The sequence below is a fragment of the Bordetella muralis genome, from assembly GCF_965139205.1.
Taxonomy (GTDB): domain Bacteria; phylum Pseudomonadota; class Gammaproteobacteria; order Burkholderiales; family Burkholderiaceae_B; genus Bordetella_A; species Bordetella_A muralis.
Map to the genome: position 1 here is coordinate 1 of NZ_CBCSIU010000013.1, position 13,493 is coordinate 13,493.

Sequence of the window (13,493 nt, forward strand, 5' to 3'; positions counted from 1 at the left end):
CCGCCCAACAGCGTCCCCCCTTAACGCCCCCCACCATGCGCAGCAATGACCTGCTCCGCCACCTGGTTAGGCGTCTCGGCATAGTGCTTGAATTCCATCGTATAAGTCGCCCGCCCCTGCGTCAGCGAGCGCAGCGACGTGGAATAGCCAAACATCTCCGATAGCGGCACCTCGGCGCGTACAAGCTTGCCGCCGCCGCCCGCGATGTCCTCCATTCCCTGCACCATCCCGCGACGCGACGACAGATCGCCCATCACGTGTCCCGTGAATTCCTCTGGCGTCTCGACCTCGACTTGCATCATGGGCTCCAGCAGCACCGGCTTGGCGCGCCGCATGCCTTCCTTGAATGCCATCGATGCAGCCATCCGGAATGCGTTTTCGTTCGAATCGACATCGTGGTACGAACCGAACACCAGCGTAACCTTGATATCGACCACCGGATAACCCGCCAACACCCCGGCATTCAAACTCTCGCGCACCCCGCGATCCACCGCCGGGATATATTCGCGCGGCACCACGCCGCCCTTGATCGCATCAACGAACTCATAACCTTTGCCAGGCTCTTGGGGCTCGAGTTTCAGCACCACGTGACCATACTGGCCGCGCCCGCCCGATTGCTTCACGAACTTGCCCTCGACCTCGTCGCAGGTCTTGCGTATGGTTTCGCGGTACGCCACCTGAGGTTTGCCTACCGTGGCCTCGACTCCGAACTCGCGCTTCATGCGGTCGACCAGGATCTCCAGGTGCAATTCACCCATGCCCGAAATAATGGTCTGGCCGGACTCTTCATCCGAGCGCACCCGGAAAGAAGGATCCTCCTGCGCCAATCGATTCAACGCCACACCCATCTTTTCCTGATCGGCTTTCGTCTTGGGCTCGACCGCCTGAGAAATCACCGGCTCGGGGAATGTCATGCGTTCCAGAATGATCACATGCGCCGGATCAGTCAGCGTGTCGCCGGTGGTGACCTCTTTAATCCCCACTGCGGCAGCAATGTCGCCAGCGTAAACCTCGCTGATCTCGCGCCGTTCATTGGCATGCATCTGCAACAGACGTCCCAGCCGTTCCTTTTTACCCTTGAGCGGATTCAACACCGAATCCCCGGATTTGACGACCCCCGAATACACGCGGAAGAACACCAGCTGCCCCACGAACGGATCGGTCATGATCTTGAATGCCAAAGCCGAAAACGGCTCCTTGTCATCCGGATGGCGTTCGAGCTCGCGGTCTTTCTCATCGTGCCCCTTGATGGCGGGCACATCGACCGGCGACGGCAGATAATCGATCACCGCATCCAGCATGGCCTGCACACCTTTATTCTTAAAGGCGCTGCCGCACAGCATCGGCACGATTTCATTGGCGATCGTGCGCTTGCGCAAACCGCGCTTGATATCGTCCTCGGACAGGGTCTCGCCTGCCAGATATTTCTCCAGCAATTCCTCATCGGCCTCTGCGGCCTTTTCAACCATGTGGTCATGCCACCGGCGCGCCACATCCTGCAGCTCGTCCGGAATATCGCGATACTCGAACCGCACGCCCTGGCTCTCGTCGTCCCAGATAATGGACTTCATCTTGACCAGATCGACCACGCCTTGGAAATGATCCTCGGCCCCAACCGGAATCTGAATCGGCACCGCATCGCCCTTCAGGCGGTCGACGATCTGCTTTTGCACCCGAAAGAAATCCGCGCCGATACGATCCATCTTGTTGACGAACGCAATGCGCGGCACGGCATATTTATTCGCCTGCCGCCACACCGTCTCGGATTGCGGCTGCACCCCGCCCACCGCGTCGTACACCATACAAGCGCCATCCAGCACGCGCATCGAGCGCTCGACCTCGATCGTGAAATCGACGTGTCCCGGAGTATCGATGATGTTGATGCGATGTTCAGGATAATTCCCCGCCATCCCACGCCAAAACGCCGTCGTCGCCGCCGACGTGATCGTAATACCGCGCTCTTGCTCCTGCTCCATCCAATCCATCACCGCGGCGCCGTTATGCACCTCGCCCAATTTATGGGTGATCCCGGTATAGAACAGAATGCGCTCAGTCGTCGTGGTCTTGCCCGCGTCGATATGGGCACTGATACCGATATTGCGATATTGATCGATGCGCGTTTTGCGAGTCATAGCCTTTCCTGGTGAATTCAATCCAGTAATCCAGCACAGTCATGGAACTGCGCTCAAAGCATATTACGCCCACAAAATAACGCCCACCCCCTATAGCCCTATCCTCGCAACAGGTTTGCAAAAGGGCGCGTCAAACTGCGCCACGCGTCAGCGAGCAGCGCCTCCAACAAGACCCGTTGAAAATCAAAAGCCGTAGGAGAAAGCTGCTCGGCAAAACCCGCAACGATGGCATTCCCCCACCGCGAGCCGTCGTCCGCCATGTAAAGGCCTCACCGGCCCGTAGAGCACGGATCCCAGTCCGCGCAGCGGACCGAGCCCCCTGCTAACGGGGCGAGTCCGTGCGATAGGGCCGGTGAGGCCTTTACACGGCGGACGGCGGCGCCAAAAGAACGCCACCCTCTCGCCAGCAAAAGCCCATCCGGCCTGAAAAAATTGGTCCCACGCCGCCCGTCGACCTGCGCCCCAGAAAAGAGACGCCGTTTTCGACCCAAGGACGACGCAGAACCCTCGCTATTTCTTCTTTTCTTCTTTAACGCGATAAACCAATACCGCATTGGTAGCCAACGACAGCACCTTCGCCGTCACGCTTCCCAACAGCAAGCGCGACAACCCGCTACGCCCGTGGCTGCCGATAAAAATCAAATCGCATCCGTTCTCAGTAGCCGCCTGAACAATCCCATCGGCCACATTGAAATTGGATACCGCGCGCGAATCGGCCTTGACGCCGGCCGTCTCCGCCCGCGCGAGGATTTGCTTCAGATACTTTTCCGCCTGCTCCGCCGACGCTTTCTCGTAGTCTTCGTCAGTGATGGCATAGGCCGCGGCCATCCCATCAAATCCGATGGTGGCAGCAAAAGGCTGTGTCACATGCAGGGCAACGACCTCGGCGCCGACGGACCGGGCAAAGCAGATACCCGCATTGGCGGCCTGGGCCGAGAGCGGGGAGCCGTCGGTAGGAATCAAGACTTTCTTGAACATAATGCCTGCTCCTGTCTGCTAGTAGGAAATACCATGCTACCGGAAAACGCCGGCCGCAACATTGCGGGCTTTCCGCAATATTTGATGCGGATCAAGGGAGCTGCTGCGAGGCAACGAACAAATTCGTGCAACGCGTCCCGGTACGGCAATATGCCAGCACCGGACCAGGCAACGTACGCAGCAATTCCGCAAATCGGACCACGTCATCAGCCGTCATCGCACTGCCGACCACCGGCTGGTACTCCACCTGCAATCCCGCTTGGCGCGCCGCCTCGGACACATCCGCAGCCGTAGGCTGATCGGGGCCGCCCTCATAGTCGGGACGATTGATGATCACACTTTTGTAACCTGCGGCAGCCACCCCTGCCATGTCTGCGGGCGAGAGCTGCGGGGCCACCGCGAACTGCTCTGTCAATGGGCGAATCTGGACGTCAGACATGAAGATTTCCTCGGGTAAATACGTAGAATGAAAAAACAATCCCTGTAAGCAATCAGTATAGGACGTCCGAACAAGCCTAGGCTGCCAAGACTGCAGACAAGGCCGGCCAAATTCCCGGCGTGTCCACCATCGAAACGGAAAACCGCAACATGGTCGAAGGCGCCTGAGACGGCGAAAACAAGCTGCCAGGCGCCAGCAACAGGCCACGATCAGCCGCTGTGCGGGCCAGCACCTCGGCATCACGGCCGCAATCCGCCCAGACAAACATCCCGGCGTGGGGCTCGTGCGGCACCGTCATTCCCATCGACATCAGTTGGGCCAGGCACTGTTCACGAGCCGTATTGACGCGTGCGCGCACCCGTTCGACATGCCGGCGATACTGGCCCTCGATCAACACCCGATGCACCACTCGCTCGCCCAATTCCGGCGTCGTCAGACCCGCCAGCATTTTCAGGTCCCCCAGTCGGCGCAACACCTCGGCATTGGCCGCCAGGTAACCCACGCGCAAGCTGGCCGCCAGCATCTTGGAAAAACCGCCGGCCAGGATGACCCGGTTCAAACGATCCAACGACGCCAATTTGACGGCGCCGCCGGGATGTAATTCCCCATACGTGTCATCCTCGACCACCCAAAAATCGTGCCGTTCAGCCAGGCGCAAAATATCGTACGCCGCGCCCGCCGACAGGGTATGGCCGGTCGGATTGTGCACCGTCGTATTGGTGATGAATAAACGCGGCTTATGCAGCGCCGCGAGCCTGTCCAGTTGTTCCAGATCCGGGCCATCCGGCCCCCGCGGCACCCCGATCAAGCGCGCGCCGAACGCCGCCAAGCGCCCGAAAATCACGAACCAGGCGGGATCCTCGACCAGCACGGCGTCTCCTGGCTGCACGAAATGCCGGCCGACCAGATCCAGGCCATGCGTCACCCCGTTGGTGGTCAGCAGGTTGTGTTCGGGATGGGCAGGCACACCCTCGGCCTGCAGACGCGACGCCAACTGCTGACGCAACGGGGCGTATCCCTGCGGCGAACCATAGGACACCAGATTGCCGCGTACAGAGCGTCCCACGGCACGGACAGCGGCCGATACCATGTCCGGATCCAGCCAGTCCGCCGGCAAAAGCCCCGCCCCCCCAGGCATGGACGAGGTTGTGGGCTCGCGAAACATACTGCGCAGCAACCACGTCACATCAATGCGGGCTGGCGGTGCCAAGGGATCTGGCTTGGCGACCTCCTCGGCACTCAGCGGCTCGCGACGCGCGCGCACAAAAAAGCCTGCCCCGCGGCGCGACTGCACCAGACCGCGTGCGACCAGGCGATCGTAGGCCTCGACGACCGTAAATCGGCTGACGCCTGTCTGCTCGGCCATCGTACGAATGGACGGCAACCGGGTTCCCGGGCGCAAACCTTGGTCGTCAATACGGCGCGCAACGTCCTCGGCCAACTGGGCCACCAGCGTGGCATCGGCCTGACGCACCGGCCGCCAGTTGGAGGTAGGGGGAGATATTTCAACTGTCATGGTTGTTTTACCAGGCCAGACATCAAAGTGAACTGAAAAAGTGTATAGGTACTGTACCGCTTTATTTGCGTAGAGTGTGGGAAATCACAACGCTCAACCACGCCTGCTGAAATCATGTCGCGCCCGACCACTTATGCTGCGCCCGCCCCCGTTGCTTCGCCACTCTGGGAGGGCTATAGCTACGGCCTGATCGGGGTATTGGTGTTTTCTCTCACCCTGCCCATGACCCGGATCGCCGTGGCCGACATGTCGCCGCTGCTGATCGGCCTGGGACGCGCGCTGCTGGCGGCTGTGCCGGCCGCGTTGCTGCTATGGCTCACCCGCAGCCGGCTGCCCAATCGCGACGAGTGGCCCGGTGTGGTCCTGGCCGCTCTGGGCATTGTCGTCGGGTGGCCACTGACCTCGACACTGGCCATGGCCACCGTGTCGTCCTCGCACGGCGCGGTCTTTAATGGATTGTTGCCGCTTTGCACGGCTATTTTTGCTGCCTGGCGCAGCGGCGAACGCCCGTCGGGCGCGTTCTGGGGCTGGGCCGGCGCGGGGGCCGTGCTGGTCATGACCTATGCCTTGCGCCAAGGCCATGGCAGCCTGCAGACAGGGGATCTGTGGCTGTTGGTGGCCGTCATCCTCGGCGGCATGGGGTACGCCGAAGGCGCCCGGGCCTCGCGCACCCTCGGCGGCGCACGTACGATTTGTTGGGCGCTGGTCATCAGCGCGCCTGTCCTGGCCGGGCCTGTCATCTGGATGGGCGTGGATCTGATCGCGACCCGCGGTTGGCCCGACATGGGCGTACTCGGCGCATTCGCCTACCTGGCGTTCGGGTCGATGTTCCTGGGATTTTTTGCGTGGTATCGCGGCTTGGCGATAGGCGGTATCGCCCGCGTCGGGCAGGTACAGCTGTTGCAGCCCTTTTTGACCGTATTGGCCGCTGCGTGGCTGTTTCATGAGCCGGTTGAGCCGATGACCTTTGTGTTTGCGCTGGCTGTCATTGCCATCATTGCAGGCGGCCGCCGCGCTATTGTGAAAAAAGCGGTATAGCACCTAGCACCTAGCACCTAGTCATTGTCATTGGCCTCGATCCCTCATGTCTCTCGCAACCGCCGTGCCCTCCAGCGAACAACTCTGGCTCTTGCTGGGCCCGCTATCGCTATTCGCCCTGGTCACCTCCATCACGCCCGGGCCGAACAACATCATGCTGGCCTCGTCGGGCCTGAACTTTGGCTTTCGCCGCACGATTCCCCATATGTTGGGGGTGAACCTGGGGTTCACGCTCATGCTGGTCCTGGTGGGGCTCGGCCTGGACACCGTATTTCATCAGTTCCCCTGGCTCTATACCATCCTGAAATACGTGGGCGCTGCCTACCTGCTTTATCTAGCCTGGAAAATCGCCCAATCCGGCCCGCTGGAAAGCGGTCAACAACGCAGCCGGCCCTTCAGCTTTCTGCAGGCCGCATTGTTCCAATGGGTCAACCCGAAAGCATGGATCATGACGGTGGGCATCATCGTCACGTATACCCCCCAAACGGGTTTCTATTGGAACCTGATGCTTGCAGCCCTGGTGTGCTGCCTGGTCAACCTGCCCAGCCTGGGCGTCTGGGTCGCCTTTGGTGCCGCCCTGCAGAAATTTCTGCATCGTCCCCACGCGATACGGATGTTTAATATCGGCATGGCCTTGCTGCTGGTCGCGTCGCTATACCCCATTGTGCAGGACATGATCTAGTAACGATCCGTTGTCGACCTCCCCTCAGCAGCACACACGTCACCATTGCGCTGCGCAGCGGGCTCGCGCCTCGATGACGCGACGCAGTGTATGATCGACAACGCATTCCGTATTCGGCCGCAGAGACTGTGGCTACCACCTTGCTTATGCCTTTGCTGCCGCGATTCTCTTTACGGCGTCTTATCGTCGTCGGTCTGCTGGCTTGTGCCAGCGTGGTGGGCTGCACGCAACTCGATGCCTGGCAGCGGCAAGCGATTTTTTCTCCCGAGCCTGAACCGCAGCGCTGGTGGAGCGAACCACCGACCGGCACGAAGGTCTTTGACCTGACGCTGGCCGACGGCGACAAAGTCCATGCCTGGTATTGGCAACACCCGAACACGTCGGCCCCGACAGTGCTCTATCTGCACGGCGCGCGCTGGAATCTGAACGGTAGCGCCTTTCGTATGTCCGGCTGGACTCGCATGGGCTACTCGGTGCTTGCCATCGACTACCGCGGCTTTGGCCAATCGACACCCCGGTTGCCATCGGAAGACTCCGCGATCGAAGACGCCTCGGCAGCTTTACACGAACTCGCTCGCCGCCAACCCGATCCCGCCAAGCGATTTGTCTATGGCCATAGCCTGGGCGGCGCGATTGCGATCGACCTGGCCTCGCGTCCCGACATGCCTGCCTTTGCGGGGCTCATCGTCGAATCCAGCTTTACCAGCATTGCCGCCATGCTGGGCACGTTGAAATGGGGCAAACTTCCCGGCGCGAGCCTGCTGGTGACGCAGCCCTTTGCCTCCATAGAAAAGCTGGCGACACTGAGCACGCCCATGTTGTTTCTGCATGGCACGGCAGACCGCGTCGTGCCGCACACCATGAGCGATGAGCTTTTCGCCGCAGCCGTCAAAGTCCCGGAAAACCTGAAACGCGTCATCAAAATCGAGGGCGCCTCGCATTCGGGTGCGATCCGCAGCGGTGCGGTCTATGAGACCGCTGTGCGAGACTTCATTCGCGATGCAGGCAAAGCCTATCCAGCTGCAGCTGCCGACAATACCGCGGCCCGATCGGCGGGATGAACACCGCTGCAGTTTTCCCGTTTCTGCCGGCAGGCTTCACACTCGCCAGCCTCACATACGCAAACAAGCATCGAGCTTGAAACGTACCGATTGCCAGCATAGGCATTTTTCTCGTTATGCAAGGCCCATGGTGGTCACGCGGCCCCGGAAAGGGAATTCGTGACCGCCAAGGCAACGCAACTCAACTCGATGGGATGTTTTCGCGAAAAATCACTTGCAGCCGCGGCATATAGGTAGGCTCGGACAAACCTCGGACCGCTGCCGCAAGCATGCTGATTGCTTCGCGCGCCTCGACGCGTGGATTTTGGTCTATCACCGCGTCCATCGTGCGATCCAGGAGAAACTGCCGCGAGGTCGTCGTCAGATCGTGTCCCACAAACACGACTTGGCGCTGCACGCCGGCCTCTTGCAAGGCGCGGCCAATGCCTGAGTTGCCGGCACCGACGTTATAGATGCCTGCCGGCGTGGACTGCTGCAACACCCGCCGAGTCAGCTCATAGGCGCGCGCGCGATCGTCGCCGATTTCCAGCATGCGTTCGATCTTCAGATGCGGGAACTCCTCGTTGAGCAACGCGCGAAAACCCATTTCGCGTTCCTCGTGTCCGCGGTAGGCCAGCGAGCCCAGAAATACGCTCACGCCCTGCGATACGCCAGGGGGCAAAAAGCGTCCCAGCAAGCTGGCGGCCAAACGTCCCGCCGCCCGATTATCGATACCCACATAACCGATGCGCGATGACGTCGGAATATCCGACACCAGGGTACATACAGGAATGCCGCTGACCTGCAATGCCGCGATGGCATCTCGAACCTGGGGGTCATCCAACCCGACCAGCCCGACACCGTCGGTATTGCCCTTCAGTTGATAGAGCTGCGCCGCCAATTTGTCGGCATTAAAGCCCTCGACCAGATGCAATCTCGCCTGAATGTCTGGCCGGCATTGCGCCTCGGCCAGCAGGTGTTGCCGCAACAGCACCATAAAGCTGTTGTCGCCGGCTGGCAGCACAAAATCGAGGCGCATGGCGGTGCTTTCGGACTGGCCCAGCTCGGCGCCGTGACCCAGCTTGCGTGCAATTGCCAAGACGTGATCCCGCGTCTGGCGACGTACGCCTTCGCGTCCGTTCAGCACACGGTCTACCGTGGCAGTAGAGACCCCCGCGGCCTCGGCAATCGTCGTGATGGTGGCTCGCGCCATCGTGGTCACCTTAACGTCATCATCAGTCGGTATAGGGATTGATGATATCACATCAATTTGATTGAAATACATCAAAATGATGGGATCAACTCAAAACGCATCCTCCCCTAGGATTGGTCCCCGTGTGCCAAGACAATAGGAAGCCCTCTGCGCGCCCAGTGATCTCACTGCTCAGCGTCGGCACACGCCTGATCTGGATAGACGAAAGGCACTCTTTCTGTCAATAAGGACTATTTCTGATGTTTATTGATGTTATTTAAAGATTGAAATGATGTAATAATCACCTCTAATTAGATCAATCAAGCGCCTGCTGTGAGTCCGCCCTTTGGCCTGGCTTGCAAGACCGGCCAGCCTCGGAGACCGCCATGCCCCCTCTTACCCTCCTGCCCGATCCACCAGTGCGAGAGCACCAGTTTCGTATTGGATGTATCGGCGCCGGGATGATCATGGCAGAGTGCCATCTCGCGGCCTATCGCGAAGCCGGTTTTCAAGTGGTCGCCATTGCCTCGCGCACGCCGAGCAAAGCTCAGGCCGTCGCGCAGCGGTGGGAGATCGGGCGAGTCCATGACACTCCCCATGCGCTCATCAACGATCCCGGCGTCGACGTCGTCGATATTGCTTTCCCGCCGGATCAGCAACCCGCACTGATCCGCGCCGCACTTGCAGCACCGAACGTCAAAGCGATCCTGGCACAGAAACCATTAGCGTTGTCTTTGCCAGAAGCCATCGCATTGCGTGATGAGGCGCAGCGCGCCGGCAAACTGCTTTCGGTCAATCAGAACATGCGCTATGACCAATCCATGCGCGTGCTCAAGCAGTTGCTCGACCAAGGCGTGCTCGGCACCCCGGTGCTGGCCCAGATAGACATGCACGCCATTCCCCACTGGCAGGGATTCTTAGCTGACTATGATCGGCTCACGCTCTCGAACATGAGCGTGCATCACCTGGATGTGCTGCGCTATCTGTTTGGCGAGCCGACCCATGTCACCACACTGACTCGCAGCGACCCGCGCACGGCATTTCCCCATCACGACGGCATCGTCACCACGACGCTGCAATTCGCATCCGGGCTGATGGCCTTGTCATTGGAAGACGTATGGGCCGGGCCTCGCGGCGAGGGTCATGCCGACGACCAGTACATCCATTGGCGCGTCGAGGGCACCGAGGGCGTGGCCAAGGGCACCATAGGCTGGCCGCACGGCCAACCCTCCACGCTGTCCTACACGTCGAAGCAGGCCACCCAGGGGCAATGGGTCACGCCTGAATGGTCCTCGATGTGGTTTCCGCAGGCCTTTATCGGCGTGATGGAACAACTGCAATACGCCCTGGCCAGCGGCACCGAGCCCGCGCTGACCGTCGCCGATAACGTCAAAACCATGGCGCTGGTCGAGGCCGCATACCTATCCGACGCCGAGCGCCGCACGGTGCGCCTGGACGAAGTTCCGATTCAACACAAGTAAACCAAAGGGGCAGCACCGCCCTCCACCAAGGAGACAAACGTGATTCAAACCGGCATTTTTTCAGGTTATTTCCCCTACGACCTGGCGACCTCGGCCGCCAAGATCCGGGCACAGGGTTTCAACACCGTGCAATTGGACCTGCATTTCAAGGACATGGACCTCAGCGCAGGCCAGATCACGCCCGAAAAATGCAAACGCATCCGCGATACCTTTCGCGAACACAACCTGCCTGTTTCCTGCATCTCGGCCTATACCAACATCGTGCATCCCGAGCCTGCAGAACGGCAACGACGCAATGGCTACCTGAAAGAAATCATCGCGCACGCACAGTACCTCGGGTCCCCTTACGTAATCTCCGAGACCGGCACATTCGCCACCGAGAGCGATTGGGTGCATCACCCGAAAAACAAGACCGAAGAAGGCTGGGAACAATGCCGCTCGGTGATTCAAGGCCTGGCACAACATGCCTACGATCATGGCGCGATATTTTTGCTGGAGACCTATGTCAACAACGTCGTGGGCTCGGTAGAGGAAACGTTGCGCATGTTTGCCGAAGTCAACCATCCTGGCCTGGGGTTGTTGATGGACCCGACGAATTATTTCGAAGACCACAACATCGACGACATGGACAAGACGCTCAACCAAGTATTCGACGCGCTGTCCGACAAGATCTGCATCGCCCACGCCAAGGACGTCAAGCGCGCCGACGGCGACAAATCGGAAAAGCACAGCGACATCGGTGATGCTGACGCTGCAGAAAGCCATACGTTCCGAGGCGTGGGTGAAATCGAATTGCCGGCACCGGGGCTGGGCAGCCTGAACTACGACCTGTATCTGCAGCGCCTGGCCAAGCGCCATCCCAACATCCCCATCATCATCGAGCACTTGACCGAAGACGACGTCCCGCGTGCCAAGGCATTCCTGGACGGCAAGTTGCTGGCCAACGGCGTGTGATCCGTGCACACGCACATCTCTAGTCATTTCCCTTTATCCGGTGCGGCAGCGCGCCGACCTCTGGAGTAGAAGCACCCATGGCACAGTTATATGCCACCGCCATGACCCGGCAACAAATCGAATCGCGCTGCGGACAACTGGCACAGTTTGCCGGCGTGCGGCTCGTCACGCTGCAAGACGGCGTCGAACGTGATATCCGGCTGCTGGAGTTTCGCAGCGGCACGGGCCTGAGATTCACCGTGCTGGTCGATCGTGCCATGGACATCGCCGAATGCGAGTTCCGTGGTTATGCCGTGGGCTGGCACTCGCCAGCGGGCTTTCGCCATCCAGGGCTGCATGAATACGAGGGCGAATCTGGGCTGGGATGGATGCGTTCATTCTCCGGCCTGATGATCACGTGCGGCCTGGATCACATTCTGTTCATGCACGACTCCCCGGCGGACAACTACGTCTATAAGCCGCGAGAAAAAGTGCAGCACTCGATTCATGGCCGCGTCGGGACGATTCCCGCACGTTTGACAGGTTATGGCGAACGCTGGGACGGCGATCGCTGCTTTCTCTGGGCCGAGGGCATGGTGTCGCAAGGCACCGTGTTTGGCGAACATTTGGAACTGCACCGGCGTATCGAAATCGAGGTCGGCACCAACGATATTCAATTGCACGACCGGGTAGTCAATCGCGGCTTTTACCGCACGCCACACATGTTCTGCTATCACTTGAACGTCGGCTATCCCGTGCTGGACGAGGCGTCGCGCTATCTCGCCCCCATTCAGGATGTCGTCTGGGCGGCCCATGCCAATGAATACCGTGCACAAGGCGTAGGCTATCAACGCATGCCCGCGCCGCAGCTGGGATTTCACGAGCAGGTGTGGCAGCACGAAATGAAAGCGGACCAGAACGGCTGCGTGCCGGTCGCGCTGGTGAATGACCGCCTGAACATCGGTATCGAAGTCACCACACGCAAAGATCAATTCCCTTGCCAGTATCAATGGCAGAATTTTCAAGCCGGGCAATATGCCATGGGCATCGAGCCGTCCACCAATCATGTGCTGGGCGAAGGCGCGGCCCGTGAACGCGGCGAACTCATCTGGCTCGAGCACGCAGAGGAACGCCGTTACGACACGTGCATCCGCATCCTGGGCGATGCCAACGACATCGCGCAATGCGAACAACGCATACGCGCCATCGCTCAGCAACCAGGCGACGACTATCCGGCACTCTCGGGCGAGTTTCTGCCCCTGAACGGTGGCACGGATTCGGGAGCCTCGACATGAACCCATCGAGCATGTCGTTTTCCTTGCAAGGCCGTCGCGTGCTACTGACTGGGGCAGGCGGCGGGCTGGGACATGGCGTCAGCCTGGCGCTGCTGCACCAAGGCGCACAATTGTTTGCCGTGGATCGCGATAGCGAAGCACTGCGACAACTGCAAGAGGCCGTGCCTGCCGCCCTCGCCAGTCAATTGCAGACCCTGTCCGTCGATCTGGCCGATACCACTGCCCTGCAGCGCACGCTGGATTCGCTGACGGCCGACCACGCCATCGATGTCGTGATCAACAATGCCGCCATCTACCCGTCCAAACGTTTCGAAGACTACAGCGACGACGACCGTGCGCTGATTCATCGCATCAACGTCTCAGCGGCATTGCAGATCGTACGCGCCACCCTGCCCAGCATGCGGCAACAACAGTGGGGCCGCATCATCAACATCGTGTCCATCACGCTGTCGGGCGGCTGGGAACTGCTGCAGCCGTATGTCGAATCCAAGGGCGCCATGCTGGGCAACACACGGGCCCTGGCACGCGAATTCGGCGCATCGGGCATCACCTGCAACGCGATCTCGCCGGGCGCCTTTCCCACGGCGGCAGAGGCTATCCATCCCGACCTGCCCGGCTACGAACGCATGGTCCTCGATCGCCAGTCCATCAAACGGCGCGGCCACGCCAACGACATCGCGGCTGCCATCGTATTCCTCGCTTCCGAAGAAGCGGGTTTCATCACCGGCCAGACCCTCGCCGTCAACGGCGGCTGGGTCATGCACTGA

Annotated in this window: 12 protein-coding genes; 7 read left to right on the forward strand and 5 right to left on the reverse strand. The window is 60.2% G+C overall.

Translation table 11 applies throughout. From position 1 onward, the window contains the following. Positions 1-20: 20 nt before the first annotated feature. From fusA to ACNA0I_RS17765, 4 genes are all read right to left on the reverse strand, one after another. Positions 21-2,132, reverse strand: coding sequence for an elongation factor G (gene fusA / locus ACNA0I_RS17750; protein ID WP_415807336.1), 2,112 nt, complete (start codon positions 2,130-2,132; stop codon positions 21-23). 510 nt (positions 2,133-2,642) lie between these two features. After that, positions 2,643-3,110 carry a universal stress protein gene (locus ACNA0I_RS17755; protein ID WP_415807337.1) on the reverse strand — a complete coding sequence of 156 codons (468 nt, stop codon included), beginning with the start codon at positions 3,108-3,110 and terminating at the stop codon, positions 2,643-2,645. A 91-nt stretch (positions 3,111-3,201) separates the two neighbouring features. Beyond that, positions 3,202-3,549 (reverse strand): protein tyrosine phosphatase family protein, encoded by a 348-nt coding sequence (locus ACNA0I_RS17760; protein ID WP_415807338.1) that lies wholly within the window; start codon positions 3,547-3,549, stop codon positions 3,202-3,204. 76 nt (positions 3,550-3,625) lie between these two features. Next, positions 3,626-5,023: an aminotransferase-like domain-containing protein gene (locus ACNA0I_RS17765; protein ID WP_415807467.1), complete on the reverse strand. Its 1,398-nt coding sequence runs from the start codon at positions 5,021-5,023 to the stop codon at positions 3,626-3,628. A gap of 156 nt (positions 5,024-5,179) precedes the next feature. Here ACNA0I_RS17765 and ACNA0I_RS17770 point away from each other — a divergent pair, with 156 nt between their 5' ends. The 3 genes from ACNA0I_RS17770 to ACNA0I_RS17780 all read left to right on the forward strand — a co-directional run bounded on the left by ACNA0I_RS17770 (position 5,180) and on the right by ACNA0I_RS17780 (position 7,846). Further along, positions 5,180-6,103 (forward strand): DMT family transporter, encoded by a 924-nt coding sequence (locus ACNA0I_RS17770; protein ID WP_415807340.1) that lies wholly within the window; start codon positions 5,180-5,182, stop codon positions 6,101-6,103. 46 nt (positions 6,104-6,149) lie between these two features. Then, positions 6,150-6,785, forward strand: a complete 636-nt coding sequence (locus tag ACNA0I_RS17775; protein ID WP_415807341.1) for a LysE family translocator — start codon at positions 6,150-6,152, stop codon at positions 6,783-6,785. Positions 6,786-6,931: 146 nt separating this feature from the next. Beyond that, positions 6,932-7,846: an alpha/beta hydrolase gene (locus ACNA0I_RS17780; protein ID WP_415807468.1), complete on the forward strand. Its 915-nt coding sequence runs from the start codon at positions 6,932-6,934 to the stop codon at positions 7,844-7,846. A 181-nt stretch (positions 7,847-8,027) separates the two neighbouring features. On the opposite strand, the gene ACNA0I_RS17785 is transcribed toward ACNA0I_RS17780, so the two are convergent. Beyond that, positions 8,028-9,038 carry a LacI family DNA-binding transcriptional regulator gene (locus ACNA0I_RS17785; protein WP_415807342.1) on the reverse strand — a complete coding sequence of 337 codons (1,011 nt, stop codon included), beginning with the start codon at positions 9,036-9,038 and terminating at the stop codon, positions 8,028-8,030. A gap of 365 nt (positions 9,039-9,403) precedes the next feature. On the opposite strand from ACNA0I_RS17785, the gene ACNA0I_RS17790 reads away from it, so the two are divergent. From ACNA0I_RS17790 to ACNA0I_RS17805, 4 genes are all read left to right on the forward strand, one after another. Further along, positions 9,404-10,498: a Gfo/Idh/MocA family protein gene (locus tag ACNA0I_RS17790; RefSeq protein ID WP_415807343.1), complete on the forward strand. Its 1,095-nt coding sequence runs from the start codon at positions 9,404-9,406 to the stop codon at positions 10,496-10,498. Positions 10,499-10,537: 39 nt separating this feature from the next. After that, a complete protein-coding gene (locus ACNA0I_RS17795; RefSeq protein ID WP_415807344.1) occupies positions 10,538-11,452 on the forward strand; it encodes a sugar phosphate isomerase/epimerase family protein in 915 nt (304 codons plus the stop codon). Positions 11,453-11,529: 77 nt separating this feature from the next. After that, on the forward strand, positions 11,530-12,726 hold the full coding sequence (locus ACNA0I_RS17800; RefSeq protein WP_415807345.1) for an aldose 1-epimerase family protein: 1,197 nt from the start codon (positions 11,530-11,532) through the stop codon (positions 12,724-12,726). Next, the gene (locus ACNA0I_RS17805; RefSeq protein WP_415807346.1) at positions 12,723-13,493 is read left to right on the forward strand and encodes an SDR family NAD(P)-dependent oxidoreductase; all 771 of its coding nucleotides are present in this window, start codon (positions 12,723-12,725) and stop codon (positions 13,491-13,493) included. Before ACNA0I_RS17800 ends, ACNA0I_RS17805 begins: the two co-directional genes overlap by 4 nt.